Source organism: Pseudomonas migulae, from assembly GCF_043225285.1.
Taxonomy (GTDB): Bacteria; Pseudomonadota; Gammaproteobacteria; order Pseudomonadales; family Pseudomonadaceae; genus Aquipseudomonas; species Aquipseudomonas migulae_C.
In genome coordinates this window covers 1,044,633-1,065,104 of the sequence record NZ_CP171224.1, presented here as the reverse complement: position 1 = coordinate 1,065,104, position 20,472 = coordinate 1,044,633, and the positions used below count along the sequence as shown (strand labels likewise).

17 protein-coding genes, 4 tRNA genes and 1 pseudogene are annotated in these 20,472 nt (G+C 59.4%); 15 read left to right on the top strand and 7 right to left on the bottom strand.

The window, feature by feature from the left end; genetic code table 11:
• The first annotated feature begins 153 nt into the window (after positions 1-153).
• Complete coding sequence (gene pyrF / locus ACF6ZU_RS04935; RefSeq protein ID WP_392893701.1) at positions 154-852, top strand: orotidine-5'-phosphate decarboxylase; 699 nt, start codon at positions 154-156, stop codon at positions 850-852.
• 140 nt (positions 853-992) lie between these two features.
• On the opposite strand, the gene ACF6ZU_RS04930 is transcribed toward pyrF, so the two are convergent.
• A complete protein-coding gene (locus tag ACF6ZU_RS04930) occupies positions 993-1,997 on the bottom strand; it encodes an NADP-dependent oxidoreductase (RefSeq protein ID WP_392890776.1) in 1,005 nt (334 codons plus the stop codon).
• 235 nt (positions 1,998-2,232) lie between these two features.
• Here ACF6ZU_RS04930 and ACF6ZU_RS04925 point away from each other — a divergent pair, with 235 nt between their 5' ends.
• The 4 genes and pseudogenes from ACF6ZU_RS04925 to ACF6ZU_RS04910 all read left to right on the top strand — a co-directional run bounded on the left by ACF6ZU_RS04925 (position 2,233) and on the right by ACF6ZU_RS04910 (position 7,190).
• Positions 2,233-2,994 (top strand): SDR family oxidoreductase, encoded by a 762-nt coding sequence (locus ACF6ZU_RS04925; protein ID WP_392890775.1) that lies wholly within the window; start codon positions 2,233-2,235, stop codon positions 2,992-2,994.
• Positions 2,995-3,740: 746 nt separating this feature from the next.
• Positions 3,741-5,117 (top strand): PLP-dependent aminotransferase family protein, encoded by a 1,377-nt coding sequence (locus ACF6ZU_RS04920; protein ID WP_392890774.1) that lies wholly within the window; start codon positions 3,741-3,743, stop codon positions 5,115-5,117.
• A gap of 108 nt (positions 5,118-5,225) precedes the next feature.
• A pseudogene (locus ACF6ZU_RS04915) lies at positions 5,226-6,281 on the top strand (methyl-accepting chemotaxis protein); the annotation flags it as partial.
• A gap of 27 nt (positions 6,282-6,308) precedes the next feature.
• Positions 6,309-7,190, top strand: coding sequence for a methyl-accepting chemotaxis protein (locus ACF6ZU_RS04910; RefSeq protein WP_392893699.1), 882 nt, complete (start codon positions 6,309-6,311; stop codon positions 7,188-7,190).
• Positions 7,191-7,469: 279 nt separating this feature from the next.
• Here ACF6ZU_RS04910 and ACF6ZU_RS04905 read toward each other — a convergent pair whose 3' ends face one another.
• Entirely contained in the window at positions 7,470-8,228 is a 759-nt protein-coding gene (locus ACF6ZU_RS04905; RefSeq protein WP_392890773.1) for a hypothetical protein, read from the bottom strand.
• A gap of 392 nt (positions 8,229-8,620) precedes the next feature.
• Here ACF6ZU_RS04905 and ACF6ZU_RS04900 point away from each other — a divergent pair.
• From ACF6ZU_RS04900 to ACF6ZU_RS04880, 5 genes are all read left to right on the top strand, one after another.
• Positions 8,621-8,696 (top strand) — tRNA-Glu (locus ACF6ZU_RS04900).
• A 2-nt stretch (positions 8,697-8,698) separates the two neighbouring features.
• Positions 8,699-8,774 (top strand) — tRNA-Gly (locus tag ACF6ZU_RS04895).
• Positions 8,775-8,878: 104 nt separating this feature from the next.
• A tRNA-Glu gene (locus tag ACF6ZU_RS04890) sits at positions 8,879-8,954 on the top strand.
• A gap of 3 nt (positions 8,955-8,957) precedes the next feature.
• Positions 8,958-9,033, top strand: a tRNA-Gly gene (locus tag ACF6ZU_RS04885).
• Positions 9,034-9,230: 197 nt separating this feature from the next.
• Positions 9,231-10,592: an MATE family efflux transporter gene (locus tag ACF6ZU_RS04880; protein WP_392890772.1), complete on the top strand. Its 1,362-nt coding sequence runs from the start codon at positions 9,231-9,233 to the stop codon at positions 10,590-10,592.
• 43 nt (positions 10,593-10,635) lie between these two features.
• Here the strand turns inward: ACF6ZU_RS04880 and ACF6ZU_RS04875 are convergent, their stop codons facing one another.
• From ACF6ZU_RS04875 to ACF6ZU_RS04865, 3 genes are all read right to left on the bottom strand, one after another.
• Complete coding sequence (locus ACF6ZU_RS04875; RefSeq protein ID WP_392890771.1) at positions 10,636-11,277, bottom strand: LysE family translocator; 642 nt, start codon at positions 11,275-11,277, stop codon at positions 10,636-10,638.
• 1 nt (position 11,278) lies between these two features.
• Complete coding sequence (locus ACF6ZU_RS04870; RefSeq protein WP_392890770.1) at positions 11,279-12,049, bottom strand: 2OG-Fe(II) oxygenase; 771 nt, start codon at positions 12,047-12,049, stop codon at positions 11,279-11,281.
• A 93-nt stretch (positions 12,050-12,142) separates the two neighbouring features.
• Positions 12,143-12,769, bottom strand: coding sequence for an alanyl-tRNA editing protein (locus tag ACF6ZU_RS04865; RefSeq protein ID WP_392890769.1), 627 nt, complete (start codon positions 12,767-12,769; stop codon positions 12,143-12,145).
• A gap of 91 nt (positions 12,770-12,860) precedes the next feature.
• Here ACF6ZU_RS04865 and ACF6ZU_RS04860 point away from each other — a divergent pair, with 91 nt between their 5' ends.
• On the top strand, positions 12,861-13,850 hold the full coding sequence (locus ACF6ZU_RS04860) for a LysR family transcriptional regulator (protein WP_392890768.1): 990 nt from the start codon (positions 12,861-12,863) through the stop codon (positions 13,848-13,850).
• A 133-nt stretch (positions 13,851-13,983) separates the two neighbouring features.
• Here ACF6ZU_RS04860 and ACF6ZU_RS04855 read toward each other — a convergent pair whose 3' ends face one another.
• Together ACF6ZU_RS04855 and ACF6ZU_RS04850 are read right to left on the bottom strand one after the other, a co-directional pair.
• On the bottom strand, positions 13,984-14,391 hold the full coding sequence (locus ACF6ZU_RS04855; protein WP_008032949.1) for a PA2817 family protein: 408 nt from the start codon (positions 14,389-14,391) through the stop codon (positions 13,984-13,986).
• A gap of 74 nt (positions 14,392-14,465) precedes the next feature.
• A complete protein-coding gene (locus ACF6ZU_RS04850; protein WP_392890767.1) occupies positions 14,466-16,913 on the bottom strand; it encodes an acyl-CoA dehydrogenase in 2,448 nt (815 codons plus the stop codon).
• 248 nt (positions 16,914-17,161) lie between these two features.
• Here ACF6ZU_RS04850 and ACF6ZU_RS04845 point away from each other — a divergent pair, with 248 nt between their 5' ends.
• From ACF6ZU_RS04845 to ACF6ZU_RS04830, 4 genes are all read left to right on the top strand, one after another.
• The gene (locus tag ACF6ZU_RS04845; protein ID WP_392890766.1) at positions 17,162-17,821 is read left to right on the top strand and encodes a transglutaminase family protein; all 660 of its coding nucleotides are present in this window, start codon (positions 17,162-17,164) and stop codon (positions 17,819-17,821) included.
• Positions 17,822-17,864: 43 nt separating this feature from the next.
• Positions 17,865-18,488 carry a glutathione S-transferase family protein gene (locus tag ACF6ZU_RS04840; protein WP_392890765.1) on the top strand — a complete coding sequence of 208 codons (624 nt, stop codon included), beginning with the start codon at positions 17,865-17,867 and terminating at the stop codon, positions 18,486-18,488.
• Positions 18,489-18,621: 133 nt separating this feature from the next.
• On the top strand, positions 18,622-19,554 hold the full coding sequence (locus ACF6ZU_RS04835; RefSeq protein ID WP_392890764.1) for an ABC transporter ATP-binding protein: 933 nt from the start codon (positions 18,622-18,624) through the stop codon (positions 19,552-19,554).
• A complete protein-coding gene (locus ACF6ZU_RS04830; RefSeq protein WP_392890763.1) occupies positions 19,551-20,330 on the top strand; it encodes an ABC transporter permease in 780 nt (259 codons plus the stop codon). The genes ACF6ZU_RS04835 and ACF6ZU_RS04830 overlap by 4 nt, the downstream gene beginning before the upstream one ends.
• Positions 20,331-20,472 lie beyond the last annotated feature (142 nt).

The following is a 20,472-nucleotide window of genomic DNA, read 5'->3' as shown; positions in this document are numbered from 1 at the left end:
GCGGGCGTGTCATGAATGTATCGGTCTCGACACAATGGGTGGAGCGACTAGTCTTTGCTGAGCGCCGACGACGATTTACCGATCATCGGGTCCCGCAGCCGCGCTGGTTCCGCTACAATGCGCGCCGATTTCGTCCTGCCTGAGAGCCCGCACATGTCCGTCTGCCAGACTCCTATCATCGTCGCCCTGGATTTCCCCACCCGTGACGCCGCACTGAAGCTGGCCGACCAGTTGGACCCGAAACTGTGCCGGGTCAAAGTCGGCAAGGAGCTGTTCACCAGCTGCGCGTCGGAAATCGTCGGCACCCTGCGCGACAAGGGGTTTGAAGTGTTCCTGGACCTCAAGTTCCACGACATCCCGAACACCACCGCCATGGCAGTGAAGGCGGCGGCGGAAATGGGCGTGTGGATGGTCAACGTGCATTGCTCCGGCGGCCTGCGCATGATGGCGGCCTGCCGTGAAGTGCTGGACCAGCGTAGCGGCCCGAAACCATTGTTGATCGGTGTGACCGTGCTCACCAGCATGGAGCGTGAAGACCTGGCCGGCATCGGTCTGGACATCGAACCGCAGGAGCAGGTGCTGCGTCTGGCGGCACTGGCGGAAAAAGCCGGGATGGACGGTCTGGTGTGCTCGGCGCTGGAAGCCCAGGCGCTGAAGTCGGCTCACCCGTCGTTGCAACTGGTGACCCCGGGGATTCGTCCGGCGGGCAGCGCCCAGGACGATCAGCGTCGCATTCTGACGCCGCGCCAGGCACTGGATGCCGGTTCGGATTATCTGGTGATCGGTCGCCCGATCAGCCAGGCGGCGGATCCGGCCAAGGCGTTGGCTGCCGTGGTAGCCGAACTCGCTTAACTAAAACGCCGCAGATCCAAATGTGGGAGTGAGCCTGCTCGCGATAGCGTTTTATCAATCAGCATTGATGTCGGCTGATACAACGCTATCGCGAGCAGGCTCACTCCCACAGTGGTTTTTAGGCGGTTTCAAATATTGCGTTAAACCTTCAACACCAACTTGCCGAAATTCTCACCGCTGAACAACTTCATCAGCGTCTCCGGGAACGTATCCAGTCCTTCGACAATGTCTTCCTTGCTCTTGAGCTGCCCCTTGGCCATCCACCCGGCCATTTCCTGCCCAGCCGCGGCAAACTGCGCCGCATAGTCCATCACCACGAAGCCTTCCATCCGCGCGCGGTTCACCAGCAGCGACAGGTAGTTGGCGGGGCCCTTGACCGCTTCCTTGTTGTTGTACTGGCTGATGGCGCCGCAAATCACCACCCGCGCTTTCAGGTTCAGGCGGCTCAGCACCGCATCGAGGATGTCGCCGCCGACGTTATCGAAATACACGTCGACACCTTTCGGGCATTCGCGCTTGAGGCCGGCGACGACGTCTTCGCTCTTGTAATCGATGGCACCGTCAAACCCCAGTTCGTCGATCAGGAACTTGCACTTGTCCGCGCCGCCCGCGATGCCGATTACACGGCAGCCTTTGAGCTTGGCGATCTGCCCGGCAATGCTGCCCACCGCACCGGCCGCGCCGGACAGCACCACAGTGTCACCTTCTTTCGGTGCGCCGACGTCGAGCAGGGCGAAGTAAGCGGTCATCCCGGTCATGCCCAGTGCGGACAGATAACGCGGCAGCGGTGCCAGTTTCGGATCGACCTTGTAGAAACCGCGTGGCTCGCCAAGGAAATAATCCTGCACGCCAAGGGCGCCGTTGACGTAGTCCCCGACCGCGAAGCCTGGATTGTTCGACGCCACGACTTTGCCTACACCCAATGCCCGCATGACTTCGCCGATACCGACCGGCGGAATGTAGGATTTGCCCTCGTTCATCCAGCCACGCATGGCCGGGTCCAGGGACAGGTATTCGTTCTTGACCAGGATCTGACCCGCGGCCGGTTCGCCGACCGGTACTTCCTGGTAGGTGAACGTCTCGCGGGTAGCCGCGCCCACCGGACGTTTGGCGAGCAGGAATTGGCGATTGGTCTGGGTAGTCATGACAGGCACTCAAGATGAATGAAGCCTTGTTGATAGACCTTCATGGGCAACGTCGCAAGTTTGGCTGATGCGGCGAATGCACGTTGATCCAGTGCAGTGATAGTCATGCGGCGGGTTCTATCACTGCCACTCATGGGCACTTAACCGGCCTTCTGATAGTGCTGCCGTGCCGGCAACGGCTGTGGCTAGACTGGGGCACGCGAACCCACGCATTCTTCTCTTCGAGGACAACACAATGAGCATGACGTTTTCCGGCCAGGTCGCCGTCGTAACGGGCGCCGCCAACGGTATCGGTCGCTCGACCGCCCAGGCGTTCGCCGCCGAAGGGTTGAAAGTGGTCGTGGCCGACATGGACACCGCCGGTGGCGAGGGCACTGTGGCGCTGATTCGTACGGCGGGCGGTGAAGCAACTTTCGTACGTTGCAACGTCACTCTGGAAAGCGATGTGAAAAATCTGATGGACGAAGTGGTGAATACCTACGGCCGTCTCGACTATGCCTTCAACAACGCGGGTATCGAGATCGAAAAAGGCAAGCTGGCTGACGGTACGATCGATGAGTTTGACGCGATCATGGGCGTTAACGTCAAAGGCGTCTGGCTGTGCATGAAGTACCAGTTGCCGCTGTTGCTGGCTCAGGGCGGTGGTGCGATCGTTAACACCGCTTCGGTTGCGGGCCTTGGCGCTGCGCCGAAGATGAGCATTTATGCGGCGTCGAAACATGCGGTGATTGGCTTGACCAAGTCGGCGGCAATTGAATACGCGAAGAAGAAAATCCGCGTGAATGCGGTGTGCCCGGCGGTTATCGACACTGATATGTTCCGCCGTGCCTATGAAGCGGATCCGAAGAAGGGTGAGTTCGCCAGCGCCATGCACCCGGTAGGGCGGATTGGCAAGGTGGAAGAAATCGCCAGTGCTGTGCTGTATCTGTGCAGTGATGGTGCTGCGTTTACCACGGGGCATTCGTTGGCGGTGGATGGGGGGGTTACGGCGTTTTAAACCGCGGGGGTTGATGATTGTTGGTTGTGTACATATCCATTTCTGCGGTAACGGCGGCTATTGGTTTCGCCCTTACGGCGAGTCACTTTCGAAAAGCGCGAAAGTAACCAAAGCGCTCTTGCCTCTTTCGTTCGGTGCCTCGCTAAGGCTCGGCATGCCCTCGCTCCGGCCCTGCTCCGTGGACCCGCCGCCATCGGCCATCCATGGCCGGGGGCGGCTAACCCGGCATCTATGCCGGGTTGCCCACTGCGCAGAACCTCCACTCGGCCTCTCGAGGGGGCGCTCACCGTCACAGCCGCCGAGGCGGCCTTAAAGCCGACCTGGCTCATTTTGCGTACGCGTTCCCCTGTGGGAGCGAGCCTGCTCGCGATGGACGTCAACGATGACGCGGGCTATCTGAATGAACGCGGTGCCTGAGCATTTTTCGCGAGCAGGCTCGCTCCCACAGGGGGATCGTGCATATTCCGAATACGGGTGCATTCCATTGTAGGAGCCAGCTTGCTGGCGATGGGCGTCAACGATGACGCGGGTTGTCTGGATGAACGCGGTGTCTGGGCGTTTTTCGCGAGCAAGCTCGCTCCTACAGGGCGCGCGGGTACGTTTTTGCTTTCCACCACTCCAGCAAAACACCCGAGCAATGTGTATCAAATGGTTAGATCCACAAGTTTTGACGGCGTTGTCGCACAGCCCGTCAGGCACGCCTGTGATTAACTGATTCCGTCAAACGAACAGGAGTTTGCTTGCTCATGGAATTGAGAATCGATAGACAGGCCCAAGTGCCGGTCGTACAGCAAATCGTCGACGCCCTGGCGTGCCGGCTGCGACAGAGCGACATGGAACCGGGTACACGCTTGCCTTCTGCACGGCAAATCGCGCGGACCAATTTACTCAGCCATTCGAGTGTCCTGGAGGCGTGCGACCGGCTGGTGGCTCAAGGCGTGCTGGCGTCACGGCAGGGTGCCAGGTTTACGGTGGCAGCCCCGACGTCGGCGGCTGCGGATTCGCCCTGGTTCGAGGGCGCGCAGGTGCAACCGGTCAATGCGCAGAGTGAGTTGAAGCTAGGGTGTGGCGGGCTCCCCGAAAGCTGGCGCGAGACGGATGATCTGACCTACGCAATCCGGGAGGTCAGCCGTACCGACATGGCGGGGCTGTTCAACTACAGCACGGCACTGGGCCTGCCGGCCCTGCGTCAACAAATCAGCAAGCGCCTGAGCGTGCTTGATATCGCCGCCGAAGAAAACCGGATCATGACCACGGCTGGGGCCAGCCAAGGGCTCGACCTGATTGTGCGAACCTTGCTCCGCCCCGGCGATTGCGCGGTGGTCGAAAGCCCCGGCTATTCAATGTTGTTCGAGCTGCTCAGGCTGCACGGTGTGTCGATGATCGAAGTGCCGCGCACCCCCCACGGGCCGGACATCGAAGTGCTTGAGGCGCTGCTGCTCGAGAACAAGCCCCGGGCGTTGTTCATCAACAGTTTCTCTCACAACCCCACAGGCAGCAGTCTGGCGCCGGTGGTGGCGCAGCAGATCCTGAAACTGGCGAAAAAACATGGCGTGCTGGTGATTGAAGACGACGTCTACGCCGATTTGCACAGTGGCCCCGGCACGCGGCTTGCGGCCCTGGATGACAACGTCATCTACGTCGGCAGCTTCTCGAAAACCCTCAGCAGTTCATTGCGGGTGGGTTTTGTGGTGGCCGGGGCCGAGGTTATTTCGCGACTGGCCGAGGCCAAGAGGATCAGTAGTCTGGGCGCATCAGCATTCTGCGAGTCAGTGCTGGCCTGTCTGTTGGCCAGTGGTGCTTATCGCAAGTTGGTGCTGCGCCTTCGCCAGCGCTTGAGGCATGACCGGGAAGCTGCGTTGCAGATGCTGGAAGACGCTGAGTGGGAGGTGTTCGGCAATCCCGTCGGCGGATTGTTCATCTGGGCACGGTCGCGCAAGTCCGACTACGCTCACGTGCGGACACAGGCACGGCGCTTCGGTGTCCTGCTGTCTTCCGCGACGGCATTCAATCCCACCGGCGAGGCCAGCGACTGGCAGCGGATCAATGTGGCCTGCGCCTGTGATCCGCGAGCCCGGGCGTTTTTTCAGGCCACCGCTCTGGATCGACCTCAAGCGTTCTGAAAACGACGTTGGCGTAGCTTTTTGCCATTATTCCGACGCCAGAGACTTGTGTTGACACAGGCCCGTTGCGAATCTGCGTCAACAGACTATGGCAGGGGACTAAGTGCAATGATTTCGGCCGTGCAAGGACGTTTTGCCAACCTCGGTATGGCAAAAAAACTGGGTGTCGGGTTTGTGCTGGTGCTGTTGTTGACAGCTTTGGTGGCGGCCATCGGCGTATGGTCCCTGCAAACCATCAGCCATCGCTTCGACGGGCTCAAGCAGATGTCGTCGCTCAACAGTGGCCTGCTCAAAGTGCGCCTGCTCGAGCAGGAGTACGCCTTGCACGGCAACCCTAAAACCGTGACGGCGTTGCACGAAGGCGTCGATGGCCTGGTTGCCCTGGCGAATCAGTTGAAGGCACAAACGCCGGCCAACGTGCCCGTGATGAACGACGTCGAGCAATCGTTGGCGGCTTACCGCAAGGCTTTCGACGAGTTCGTCTCGCTGAGTCAGGCCAAGGACCTGGCACTGGAAATGGCCAGTTGGTCGGTTTCCAGCGTCGCTAACAACCTTGACGTGCTGCAATCCGGTCTCGCCGACGATGGCGCTTATACTCTGAAGGAATCCGAAGGCAAGGACGGCTCGCAGTTCCTCGAACAAGCCAGTCAGGTCAGCCAGGTTTCGCGGCTGATGCTGCAAGCCATGAACGAAGCCCGCGTGCGCCTGGACCAGAGTCGCAAGGGTGATGACAGTGCCGGCCAAGGCAAGATCGAGCAGGCCGACCAGGCCCTGACTCAGGCGGAACAACTGAAAACCACGGTCAAGGATGAGGGTTACCTGACAGTCTTGAACGAGGTGGTCGGGCACATTGGCGGTTTCAGTGAAAAGCTGACGGAGTACACCGGGTTGCTGGCCCAGGAAAAGACCGTCTATGAACAATTGCATCAGCGCGCCGCCCAGGTCGTGGAGCGGGTGGACCAGGCTTATGTCGCTGAAGACCAGTCGATGCAGGCCGAGCTGAAGAAGAATTCACTGCTGATTATCGGCTCGTCGGCTCTGGCCTTGCTGGTCGGGCTGATTGCGGCGTGGGTGATTACCCGATTGATCGTCGGCCCGTTGCGCAGTGTGATTCGTGTCGCTCAGCAGATCGCTGCGGGCGACTTGAGTGCTACGGTCGAAGTGACCCGCAACGACGAGATCGGCCAGTTGATGCAGGCCATGCAGCAGATGGGTGCTGGGCTGAGCAGCATTGTCAGCGGCTTGCAGGCGGGCATCGAACAGTTGGCCAGTTCCGCGCATTCGCTGTCGGCGGTGACCGAGCAGACCAATCTTGAGGTCAGCAGCCAGAAGGAAGAAACCGAGCAGGTCGCCACGGCGATGAATCAGATGACCGCCACCGTGCACGACGTTGCGCGTAATGCGGAAGAAGCGGCGCAGGCCGCGCAAACAGCGGATGGCAAGGTCGAAGGTGGCCAGGCGGTCGTGCGCCAGAGCATGGCGCGGATCGAGCAACTGGCGGATTCGGCATCCTCGGCCAGTGCCAGCATCGAAAGCCTGAGTGCGGAAATCCAGAATATCGGCACGGTGCTCAGCGTCATCAAGAGTGTGGCCGAACAGACCAACCTGTTGGCGCTCAACGCGGCTATCGAGGCCGCGCGGGCCGGCGAGCAGGGCAGGGGCTTTGCAGTGGTCGCCGATGAGGTGCGGGCCCTGGCCAAGCGCACCCAGCAATCGACCGAGGAAATCGAGCGTCTTGTCAGCGCCTTGCGGTCGGCGGCGCAGTCGTCGGTGCAGCAGATTCAAAGCAGTGGCGAGTTGGTGAAGCTGGCGGTCAGTGATGCACTGCAGACCGAAAGCGCCTTGGGCAGTATCGCCGCGGCCGTGTCGTTGATTCAGCAGATGAACCAGCAGATTGCGGCGGCTGCCGAGGAGCAGAGCTCAGTGGCCGAGGAGATCAACCGCAGTGTGACCAGCATTCGTGCGAGCGCCGATCAGTCGTCACTGGCGATGCAGGGCAATGCTGCCTCGAGTATCGAGCTGGCGCAGTTGGGGGCCGAGTTGAAGGGGATGGTCGGGCATTTCCGGCTCTGATGCGGACGCCCGTTGCACGACCCGGCTTCCGGGTCACCCCATCCCCCCAGACAAACCCAATCCCTTGTAGGAGCCGGCTTGCCGGCGATAGCGGCTTCAAAGCCGCCCCATCTCCCCGGACGTACCCAATCCCGCTGTAGGAGCCAGCTCGCTGGCGATGGAGTGTCAGCGACGGTGATGTCAACTGACACACCATCGCCAGCAAGCCGGCTCCTACAGGGCGTGATACCACGCAAAAAAAAGCCACCTCTGCGGTGGCTTCTTTTCTGCGCGTTCTGATCAGTCGTAAATCACTTTCTTCTTCCAGTCCGCATCCGCCTCGACGTCTTTGAGGCCTACATTCAACTGGTTCTCTTCGCTTTCCACCGAAGCAATGTTGTCCATGACTTGCGCGTTCGCACGGGCCAGGAGTTTTTCCAGGTATTCGAGTTGTTCTGCGTAGATCTGTGGCTCCTGCTGTTTGCGCAGGTACTGCACACCGCGTTCGAATGCCAGCCGGGCCTGGCCAGGCTGGTTCTGCTGCAGGGAGTGCTGGCCGAGGTTGTTGAAGAATTCGATGTGCAGCAGGACCAGGATGTGGCGAACTTCGCGGATCCAGCGTTTGGCTTCGGTGGTCGGCAGGAAGCCGTCCTGCGCAGCACGGGTGATCTGGCCGTGAAGGGCCTCGAGCAGAAAGCGCACATCCTTGGCTTTGGCTTCAGTCTGGATCGGTGCTGGCGGATTGTTGACCGGGATCGATTCGCCTTGGGCAGCCAGGGTTTCCAGTTCAGTGATGCGCACCTTGAGGTTGGCGCTGGACTTCTCCAGGTTCAGCAGGCGCTGGCAGACATTCAGCTCCAGGCGAGTCAACAACAGCTTGAGGGCTGGAGTCATCAACTGGCCAGGAAAGGTCTCGGTGATTTCGCCGCAACGGCGCAGGCGATCGTTGAGTTCAACCTTGGTGCGGGCCTTTTCCAGTTTGTTGTTTTCCACCACATGGTTCATGTACCCAATGGCGATCAATAGTGCGATCCCGGCTACAACTAGCAGGGTGATCATGAGTGGTGTCACCGGTAAGACCTCTTTATGGGGTTCGCGTGCGAGTGTAGTGGCTTGGCATTGGAGCGCATAGGGCCGCTCGACGGGATGAATCGGATTTGCTTGCGTTTATATCGGCCGCAACGCTGCTTACTATAAGGAGCAATAAAAGGTGCACAATGCCATCATCTGTTACGTGGGTGGACTATAACGTCTTGGCGGGCGTCAGAATATAGGCGTCAAACCCGGTGCAGCACAAAAGCTGGATTGGTGGCCTAAAGCAGGGCGAAGTCATTGATTTAAATAAATTTATATCTGGGGGTTGACGACCCCTCAATCCATCCATAGAATGCGCGCCACTTACAGCGTAAAGCACACAGCGAAACGCGGTAGGGAGTGAATGTTGTACGTGTGTCCCCTTCGTCTAGTGGCCTAGGACACCGCCCTTTCACGGCGGTAACAGGGGTTCGAGTCCCCTAGGGGACGCCAATGCGGGAATAGCTCAGTTGGTAGAGCACGACCTTGCCAAGGTCGGGGTCGCGAGTTCGAGTCTCGTTTCCCGCTCCAATTTTAAACAGCGTTGCTTTCGGGCAGTGCTGAGTGAAACCAGAACCAAGTCTTCGGATGCGGATCTGGGCACCGAAACACACACCATGTGTTCCGGGCAGCGTGTCCCCTTCGTCTAGTGGCCTAGGACACCGCCCTTTCACGGCGGTAACAGGGGTTCGAGTCCCCTAGGGGACGCCATTTGCGGGAATAGCTCAGTTGGTAGAGCACGACCTTGCCAAGGTCGGGGTCGCGAGTTCGAGTCTCGTTTCCCGCTCCAAATTCACAGAAACGCCGCTCATTGAGCGGCGTTTTTGTTTGTCCGTTTTTTGGTTGGTCCTTCCTGTTACAAATTTCCTACGTCGAAAACGTGAAGTCAGGAACGGTCTGACATCGGGAATATGAGAATTCTGGGATAACGACAAGCACGTTGGCCATGTGGCCAAACTTGCTTGTCGGCTCTCAGGACTTTTCCTTATGTCACAGAAATCCGCCTCCCTTGGTGCTCGCGCAGAAATTCGCGCCACGGCGTTGTTGGCGTTTCCCTTGGTCGTCGGTCATGTGTGCGCCGGGTTGATCGCCTTCGTGGATAACCTCATCGCTGGTAATCACGGCACCGATACTCTGGCCGCCGTAACCTTGGGGACTGCGCTGCTGTGGCTGCCAATGCTGGTGCCGATCGGCACATTGATCGCGCTGACGGCTTCGGTGGCACGTTTGCAAGGGGCAGACCGAATTAACGAAATCGCACCTGTTTTTCGGCAAGCCTTGTGGCTGGCGTTGTTCATGGGGCTGTTCATGTTTGGCTTCCTGAGTCTTGCGCCTGTGCTGCTTGCGCCCGCGGGGATCGCCGAAGAAATGATTCCCGGAGCCCAGGCGTTTCTTTATGCCGTGCGCTGGGGCAGTCCGGCGTTGACTCTGTTTTTTTGCATGCGCTACCTGTGCGAAGGGCTGCACTGGATGCGTCCGACCATGCTGTTCAGTTTCGGTGGCCTGTTGGTGTTGGCACCCTTGGGTTATGTGCTGACGAACGGCAAGCTGGGCTTTCCCGAAATGGGTGCACAAGGATTGGGCATCGCGTCGGCAATCATGATGTGGCTGCAAGCGTTACTTTTTGCGCTCTACCTTTGGCGAAGCGCTCGCCTGGCGCATTTGCAGTTGTTTGTCCGATTCGATGCACCTCGGCGTGACGGCATTGCCGATCTGCTCAGAACCGGGATGCCTATCGGCATTGCCATCCTGATGCAGGGCAGTCTCTTCATTGTCACTTCACTGCTGATCGCTCGACTGGGCTCGACGTTTCTCGCGGCGCATCAAATTGCGGTCAACCTCGCGCAGTTGTGTTTCATGATCCCGGTCGCGGTGGCCGAGGCGACGACCGTTCGAGTCGGTCATGCGCTCGGGCGCGGAGACTTCAAGGGTGTCAGGCAGGCTGCCAAGGCTGGGTGCGTTATCGTCCTGGCGGCGCAGAGCCTGTCGGTAGGAACTCTGCTGCTGGGAAATGAAGCGATCGCCAATCTCTACAGCTCGGACATTGCGGTCACCGCGCTGGCTTCGACGTTGCTGCTGTACGCTGCGGCATTACAGTTTCCGGACGGGCTGCAGATGCTTTCGGCAGGTGCTTTGCGGGGTTTGCAGGACACGAAAATACCCATGTGGCTGGCGATTTTTTGTTATTGGGGCGTCGGCGTGCCACTCGGGACAGGGCTGGCGTTTGGACTGGAATGGGGACCGCAGGGAATTTGGATGGGGTTGATTACGGCGCTGACGCTGGCAACGATCTTGATGGGCGGACGATTTATTCAAAGCAGTCGGACCAGGCTGTCAGTCACGATTTGAAATGAAGAGGCCCGCGGATGTGAATCGGCGGGCCTCTTGCGTTTTACCAGGACAGCATCAGTCGTCCGGCAAACAGGATCAGGACAACGCCCATCGTCCGCTCGAACCAGTGCCCCATGCGCATGAACAACGAGCGCACCCGGGGGCTGGAGAAAAACAGCGCGACGATCACAAACCACAAGGCGTTCACGAAACACATCCAGACCCCGTAAAGCGCCTTAATGTCGAGGGGGGTCGTGGCGCTGATGAGGGTGGTGAAGATCGCGAGGAAAAACAGCGTCGCCTTGGGGTTGGTGGCGTTCGTCAGAAACCCGGTGGTAAACGCCTTCAGCAGTGTTTGCTCGACCATGGGTTCGTCGGTGTCTTTCTCGCCCTCCAGTACCGATTTGGGTTGGCTGCGCAACAGGCTGACTCCGAGGTAAAGAATGTAGGCACCGCCCACCACCTTGGCCACCGTCAACAGCCAGGGCGTCGTGTGCATCAGCGCGCCAACGCCGAGCAGCGTGTAAAGCACATGCACGGAAATGCCCGCGCCTATCCCGAGCGCCGTACAGATTCCCACTCCACGACCGAAGCGCACACTCTGGCGGATGGTGACTGCGAAGTCCGGTCCAGGGGCGACCACGGCCAGAAAGTGGATAGTTGCCAGCGCCAGAAACTCACCCAGGTAATTCGAAAACTGCATCTCAACTCCAGAACGTAAGGGGGGAAGCATTGCCGCGATAGCCGACAAAGAATGAAAGGCTCAGACGTGGATCGGCCACACCTGGCGTGACCGCGTGCATGCAGCGCGAATTGAACATGATGAAATCCCCCGGCTCGGGGCAGACCTCCAGGACTGGCGTGCCGAGCAACGCCGGATCGATGCCGTAGCTGTCGCCGCGCATTTCGTCGAAGCGGTCCGGGGAAATGTCGTGGTCCCACATCTGCAGCGCACCGCCCTCGGAGGGCATGTTCAGGTACACGTTGCAGGCGAATTGCGCATCGAGGCTTCTGGCCTGATAGCTGTCGGGGGCGTCCTTGGCGAAAATGTCGTGGTGCGCCAGGAAACACACCCCGGGCTTCACGACCCGGGACAGTCCGACATACATTTTGCGACCGTAGAGATTTTCCAGGTGCGCCCCCGCCGGCCAGGACTCGTCGAGTATGCAACGCAAGGTGTCGACCGGGGACGAGTAGGGCGCGCAGCGGTTGCGCAATTCCGCGATGTTGCGCGTGGCACGTTCGAAGTAGTCTTCGATCAGCAGGGGCTGGTTTTCCGCTTCATAAAACGCCATGCCGATGCGACCGATGCTCGGCGCATTGATATAGCCTTCGAAGCCGGGGGCAAGAATCTTGTCGCCAATCTGAATGGCCAGCGACGGCGGCAGGAAGCCTTTGAGGCGGATGGCGAGGACTTCTTCGTTGGCCAGTTTTTTTATGCACGTCTCATCGAGACGCTCGACGTCAAGCATCATGGGTTCAGGTCCATCTAACGGATAGTCAACGAAACCCGCGAATGCAGGCTTCCCCGGCGTCATGCGATGCCGGGTTCGGCATCGCCGACGTGCTCAATCCACGCTGTAATGAACTGACAGCGTTCCTTTCTTTTGCGAAACGGAAACGATGGTGACCGTGCTCAAATCCTTCAGGCTGCGTACATGGGTACCGCCGCAGCCGTAGGCGGGCAGCTCGCCGAAACCGATTTCCCGGGCACCCTCGCGCAACGAGGTCAGGCGCGGCAGGTCATGGGCGATCCATTGTTCGATGCCATGCTGAATAGTGGCGGCATCCGCCTCCTGCGCGGAGTCCGACGGTTTGAACTGCACGCGGCCTTCGCCCGGCCAGTGATGAGCCTTGATCGGCATCCAGCCCAGGGCCTGGACGAAATGGCCGATCAGATGCCCGGCAGAATGCATCCGCGTATTGAACAGGCGACGTGGCTCATCGACGCGAATCGCCGTCATGCCGAGCTGGACCGGGCGATCGACGAAATGAATGATCCGGTCCGGATCCTGCACCACGCGCAACACCTGGCTGTCGCCAATCCAGCCGGTATCGAAGGGCTGTCCACCACCCTGGGGGTGAAACAGTGTTGCGCGCAGCTCCACGGCGAACTCGTTCTCGTGAGGCGTGCATTCCAGTACTTCCACGTTGGCCTTGAGGTCATCACTATGGAAAAAGAGGCGAAGCGTCATATTCCATGCCCTCATTAAAGATTCTGTTTTTTATTATATGAAGGGCGGAATTGCGTGATAATCCGTTCAAACATCAAAGGACTGTTGCGCTGTGAGCATAAATCTCCCGCTACCCCTATTGGGCGAAATGGCGATTTTCGTCAAAGTCGTCGAGACCGGAAGCTTCTCTGAAGCCGCGCGCCAGTTGGGCTCGTCGCCGTCGGCGGTCAGTCGCAGCATTTCGCGCCTGGAGAAGGCGCTTGCCATGCGATTACTGCAGCGCACCACGCGCAAGTTGCGGCTGAGCGACGGGGGCGAAGAGGTATTCAAGCGCTGTCAGGAAATGGTCAGTGCCGCCAAGTCGGTGATGGAGATCAGTGGTCAGTTCACCGATGAAGCGGAAGGGCTGGTGCGCGTCAGTGTGCCCAAGGCGGTCGGGCGATTCGTGATTCACCCGCACATGCCGGAATTCCTGCGGCGCTACCCCAAAGTCGATGTGGAATTGCTGCTCGAGGATCGTCAGGTTGATCTGATCGATGACAACGTCGACCTGGCCATTCGAATTACCGACCATCCACCGGCCGGGCTGGTGGGGCGGCAATTGTTGACCATCGACCATTTGCTCTGCGCAACGCCGCAGTACCTGGCGGAGCGCGGGACGCCGACTCATCCCCATGACTTGCTCAACCACAGTTGCATCTACCTGGGCGAAACGCCCAGTGATGCGCGCTGGAAATTCAAGAAGGGCACCAAGGCTGTCACCGTCGGTGTGCGCGGGCGATATGCCGCCAATCACACCGGCGTGCGGCTGGGGGCGGTGTTGCAACATATCGGGATTGGCAGTTTGCCGTACTTCACAGCGCGTCATGCACTGGAGCAAGGGTTGATCGTGCAGGTGCTGCCGGACTGGACGTTCCTGGCGTCGTACCACGGCGGGGCGTGGTTGCTGCATTCGCCGACGCGTTACATGCCGCCGAAGATGCGGGTGCTGATCGATTATCTGGTGGAGTGTCTGGAGAAGGAGCCGACGCTGAGCAAGCCGGGGAAGCCAGGGAGAGGCGCGGCGGAATATGAGTTGCCCGAGAGTGATGGATTGTTCTGACGGGCCGCGCAGCGTTCAATCAAATATCCCGCGTCTTCGTTAACGTCCATCGCGAGCAAGCTCGCCCCTACACATGACACAAAAAAGGCCCGCCTGTTTAACCATGCGGGCCTTTTGCATTTCTGATTGGGGATCAGTGCTTGCTGTCGTCGTTCGACATCGCCAGCAATTGCTTTTCCTGATTCCAGTCGAACGGTTCGTCGTTCTGTTCCGCTTCGAAGCGACGTTCTTCCAGTGCCTGATACAAATCGATTTCATCATCAGGCATGTAATGCAGGCAGTCACCGGCGAAATACCACAGCAGGTCGCGCGGGACCAGGTGGGCAATTTGCGGGTAACGGGTGATCACCTGGCACAGGATGTCCTGGCCCAGGTACTGGCTTTCGATCGGGTCGACCGGCAGCAATGCACGCAGTTCGTCGAAGCGCTCCAGGAACAAGGCATGGCTTTCTTCGGGAACCTGATCGGCCTCACCTACGGCGACCAGGATACTGCGCAAGTGGTCGAGCAAAACGAGATGATCGGCAACGATGTTGGACACGAGATAAGTCCTCAAGAGCAAAACGGGCGCGAGAGTATAAAGCTCCCGCGCCCTTTTTTACATCGGAAGCGGGATCAACGGACCTTTCCGGCCGCCAGCGCCAGCTCCTCTTTATCGAAATCATCGACGTCGATCACCTTGCGCCGTGCCACTTCGGCATCCCGCAGGTTGTGCGCCTCCACTGGCTGCAACACGCCAGCCTCGAGTGCGGCATCGATGACGTTTTCCCCGGCAACCGGTTTGACCTGACCGCTTTTGAGCGCCACGTGCAGTTTTTTCTGCACTGGCTGCACTGCGTTCAACAAGTCGCAAGCGTGTTGCAGGGCACCGACTGCGTCGTCGGCCGACTGGGGACGGAAGCAACCACCGAGCAATTCTTCGAGGGTTGGATCGCCTTTGGCCCGGCCAATCACCGCCGCGACTTCAGCACCAAGTTTGTCCGACGGCCCTTTGTGGCGACGCCCGAACGGGAACACGATCCCCCGCAACAGGCAACCCAACCCCTTATTCGGGAAGTTGGTCAGCAATTCATCCAGTGCCCGCTCCGACTGACCGAGGCTTTCCTCCATGGCCCAGTTGAACAGCGGTGCCATGTGCTCCGGTGAATCAAGGTCGTGATAACGCTTGAGTGCGGCGGAGGCGAGGTACAGGTTGCTGAGCACATCACCGAGACGCGCCGACAGGCGTTCACGACGTTTCAGTTCACCGCCGAGCAACATCATGCTCAAGTCGGCGAGCATGGCAAATGCGGCCGCCTGGCGGTTGAGTGCGCGGAAATAACCCTGGCTGAGCTTGTCGCCCGGCGCCCGTTCGAAGTGCCCGAAACCGAAGTTCAGCACCAGCGTACTGGCGGCGTTGCTCACGGCAAAACCAATGTGCTTGAGCAGCAGGCCATCGAACTCCTTGAGGGCCTGCTCCTTGTCCTCACGACCGGCGAGGGCCATTTCCTTCAGGACGAATGGATGGCAGCGGATCGCGCCCTGGCCGAAGATCATCAGGTTACGCGAAAGAATGTTCGCGCCCTCGACGGTGATGAAGATCGGTGCGCCATTCCAGCTGCGACCGAGATAATTGTTCGGCCCCATGATGATTGCCTTGCCCCCGTGCACATCCATGGCGTGACTGATGCATTCGCGGCCGCGTTCGGTGAGGTGGTACTTGAGAATTGCCGACAGCACCGAGGGTTTCTCGCCCAGATCTACCGCGTTGGCGGTGAGCATCCGTGCTGCGTCCATCATCCAGGCGTTGCCACCGATGCGCGCCATGGCTTCCTGAATACCTTCGAACGCGGAAAGCGGCACGTTGAACTGCTCACGAATCTGCGCGTATTGGCCGGTCACCAGGCTGGTGAACTTCGCCGCGCCGGTGCCCACTGCCGGCAAGGAGATCGAGCGCCCGACCGACAGGCAGTTCATCAGCATCATCCAGCCTTTGCCGAGCATGTCCTGCCCGCCAATGAGGAAGTCCAGCGGAATGAACACGTCCTTGCCGGAGTTCGGACCGTTCATGAACGCAGCGCCCAGCGGCAGGTGACGACGGCCGATTTCGACGCCGGGGGTGTCGGTCGGGACCAGTGCGAGGCTGATGCCCAGGTCCACTTCATCGCCCAGCAAGTGGTCGGGATCATAGGCCTTGAACGCCAGGCCGAGGAGGGTGGCTACCGGTCCGAGAGTGATGTAGCGCTTTTCCCAGTTCAGGCGCAGGCCGAGGGTTTCCTTGCCTTCCCATTCACCTTTGCAGATCACCCCGGTGTCGGGCATCGAGCCGGCATCGGAGCCAGCCAGTGGTCCGGTCAGGGCGAAGCAAGGAATGTCATCGCCGCGGGCCAGTCGTGGCAGGTAATGGTTGCGTTGTTCATCGGTGCCGTAATGCAGCAGCAACTCGGCCGGGCCGAGGGAATTGGGGACCATCACGGTGGACGCGAGATCGCCACTGCGGGTCGCCAGTTTCATCGCCACCTGGGAGTGCGCGTAGGCGGAAAAGCCCTTGCCGCCAAACTCCTTCGGAATGATCAGGGCGAAGAAGCCGTTTTCCTTGATGTGGGTCCAGGCTTCGGCGGGCAGGTCCATGTCCTGGCCGATCTGCCAGTCGGTGACCATGGCACACAGCTCATCGGTCGGGCCATCGATGAAGGCCTGTTCCTCTTCGGTCAATTGAGCTTTCGGGTAGGACAGCAGTTTGTCCCAGTCCGGGCGGCCGCTGAACAGTTCGCCGTCCCACCACACCGTGCCGGCGTCGATGGCATCGCGTTCGGTTTCCGACATCGGCGGCAGGGTTTTCTGGAACCAGTTGAACAGCGGCGCACTGAAATACTTGCGGCGCAGGTCAGGCAGCAGCAAAGGGGCCGCGACCGCTGCGATCAGCACCCACAGCACCAGCAACAGCCAGCCTGGCGCGTGGCTGAAGGCACCCATCAACACCACATACACGGCAACGATGCACAGGGCGGGCAGCGGGGCGATACGGCGGTGGGCTAAATACGCAATCCCGACAACCAGAACCAGTATCCACAACAGCAGCATATTTAATCCTCCGTGAAACAAGGGCAAAAACAACCTTCAGAGCTTAGACGGCATCCGCAAAACAGGGTGGTCAGAGCGAGGGGATTGAATTCGTGGGAAACCTTTGATGAGTTTTGTAGGACCGGTTGGCACCGGGCTGGGCGAATCGTTCGTGGGCGGGCGGCAAAGCGTCCATGTTTGGCCGAAACGTCGTTATCTCTGTGCTGAACCTGTCGCTAGACTCGTGGCTTCCCCAGGAGATTGTTCTCATGCACGAGTATCTGAGTCCCGGCCGCTTCATCGATAGTGACCACCCGTCGGTGGTGGAGTTCGCCGAAAAACATCGTGGCAGCAGTCGCGATCCGCTGGAGCAGGCGATCAATCTCTATTACGCGGTGCGCGAAGCCGTGCGTTACAACCCCTACACGTTCAGCCGCGACCCAGACACCTTGCGCGGCAGTTTTGCGCTGGCCGCCGGAGAAAGTTACTGCGTGCCCAAAGCCACGTTGCTCGCGGGTGCGGCCCGGCATTGCGGGATTCCTGCGCGGATCGGCCTGGCGGATGTGCGCAATCATTTGTCCACCCCGCGGCTGCTGGAATTGCTCAAGAGCGACGTGTTCGCCATGCATGGTTATACAGAGCTGTACCTGAACGGCCGCTGGGTCAAAGCCACGCCGGCGTTCAATCAGCAACTGTGCGAACTGTTCAACGTGGCGCCGCTGGAATTCGACGGCATCAATGACAGCGTTTTCCACCCGTTCAATCGCGACGGCGAGCAGTTGATGGAGTACCTGATCGACCACGGCCAGTTTACCGACGTGCCGGAAACGTTCTTTTTCGAGCACCTGGAAAAGTGCTACCCGCACCTGTTCAGCGATCAGTTGCCGTCGATGCTGGGTGACATGCAGGGCGATTTGAGTCGCGCCTGATCCGGCGTATGCTGCCTGCGCATTCATCCATTAAGAGGCGGTCATGCTGAAGATCTGGGGTCGGAAAAATTCGTCGAATGTCAGAAAGCCTTTGTGGGCTGCCGAGGAACTGGGCCTGGCCTATGAGGCCATCGATGCCGGCGGTGCCTTTGGTGTTGTCGACACGCCGGAGTACCGCGCGATGAACCCCAACGGCCGCGTGCCGGTCATCGAGGACGGCGGTTTCGTGCTGTGGGAATCCAACGCCATCGTCCGCTACCTGATGGCCCTGCACGCGAACGGCACGGCCTGGTACCCGGAAAATCTGCAAACCCGCGCGACGGCCGACAAGTGGATGGACTGGACCACTTCAAGTTTTGCCGGCCCGTTCCGCACCGTATTCTGGGGTGTCCTGCGCACGCCGGCCGATCAGCAGGACTGGCCGGCAATCAACGCCGCGATCAAGGAATGCGACGCTTTGCTGGCGATGGCCGATCAGGCGCTTGCCGGCAAACCGTACCTGTCGGGTGATGAAATCGGCATGGGCGACATCCCCCTTGGCAGTTTCATTTATGCCTGGTTCGAGATGCCGATCGAGCGCGCGCCGCGGCCTCATCTTGAAGCCTGGTATGCGCGCCTGAAACAGCGCCCGGCGTACAAAAAAGCCGTCATGACCGCGTTGACTTAATACTCACTATCGACACACTTGACTGTACTTGTGTGGCGGCGACAAGCACCATTGCGCTCATGCGCCGCGGTTGCATTGTTCGCCGCCCGCGCTTATTGAGCCCTTTCTTCCCTTCTTGGTGCGTAAATCCGATATGAGTTCCGCTCTGTCCATCCGGCAGCTAACCAAAACCTACGGCAACGGTTTCCAGGCCCTGAGTGGTATCGATCTGGACGTCGCCGAAGGTGACTTTTTCGCGTTGCTCGGCCCGAACGGCGCCGGCAAATCCACGACCATCGGCATTCTCTCGACCCTGGTGAACAAGACCAGCGGCACGGTGAATATCTTTGGCAACGACCTGGACAAGAATCCTGCGCAGCTCAAGCGCTCCATCGGCGTGGTGCCGCAGGAATTCAACTTCAACCAGTTCGAAAAAACCTTCGACATCGTCGTGACCCAGGCCGGTTACTACGGCATCCCGCCGAAAGTCGCCAAGGAACGCGCTGAGCAGTACCTGACCCAGTTGGGCCTGTGGGACAAGCGCGATGTGCCGTCGCGTTCGCTGTCCGGCGGCATGAAGCGTCGATTGATGATCGCCCGCGCTCTGGTTCACGAACCGCGCCTGCTGATCCTCGACGAACCGACGGCGGGGGTGGATATCGAGCTGCGTCGTTCGATGTGGACTTTCCTCACCGAGCTGAACCAGAAAGGCATCACCATCATCCTCACCACGCATTATCTGGAAGAGGCTGAGCAGCTGTGCCGCAACATCGGCATCATCGATCACGGCGTCATCGTCGAGAACACCAGCATGAAACAGCTGCTCGGCCAGCTGCATGTGGAAACCTTCCTGCTCGACACGAAGAACACACTGAGCGTCGCGCCGCAATTGCTCGGGTACCCGAGCCGGTTGGTCGACGGCCACACGCTTGAAGTCCAGGTCGACAAGTCCATGGGCATCACCGCGCTGTTCACCCAATTGGCACAGCAAAACATCGAAGTGCTGAGCCTGCGTAACAAAACCAATCGCCTCGAGGAGTTGTTCGTGTCCCTGGTGGAGAAAAATCTGTCGAAGGTGGCGGTATGAGTTCCGAGCTGCAACCCAACCTCGTCGCGCTCAATACCATCGTTTACCGCGAAGTCAGGCGCTTCACCCGGATCTGGCCGCAGACGCTGCTGCCGCCGGCGATCACGATGGTTCTGTACTTCGTGATCTTCGGTAACCTGATCGGCCGGCAGATTGGTGACATGGGTGGTTTCACCTACATGGAATACATCGTGCCGGGGCTGATCATGATGTCGGTGATCACCAACTCCTACGGCAACGTGGTGTCGAGTTTCTTCGGCAGCAAGTTCCAGCGCTCCATCGAAGAGTTGATGGTGTCGCCGGTGTCGCCACACACGATTCTGATCGGCTACACCTTGGGCGGCGTGCTGCGCGGGTTGATGGTCGGGCTGATCGTGACGCTGCTGTCGCTGTTCTTCACTCAATTGCAGGTGCATCACCTGGGCGTGACCATTCTGGTGGTGGTGCTGACGGCGACGATCTTCTCGCTGCTGGGCTTCATCAATGCGGTGTTTGCGCGCAACTTTGATGACATTTCGATTATCCCGACCTTTGTGCTGACACCGCTGACGTACCTGGGCGGGGTGTTTTACTCGATCTCGTTGTTGCCGCCGTTTTGGCAGACGGTGTCGTTGGCCAACCCGGTGTTGCATATGGTCAATGCGTTTCGCTATGGGATTCTTGGGGTTTCGGACATCAGGATCAGTGTGGCGATTACGTTCATGCTGGTGGCGACGGTTGTTCTGTATATCGGGTGTGCGCGGTTGTTGGTTAGCGGGCGGGGGATGCGGACTTAAGGGTATATATCCGTTGCTTCGGTAGTGGCTGATATTGGTTTCGCCCTTACGGCGAGTCACTTGCAAAAGCGGCAAGTAACCAAGCGCTTTTGCCCCTTTCGTTCGGTGCCTCGCCAAGGCTCGGCATGTCCTCCTTCCGGTC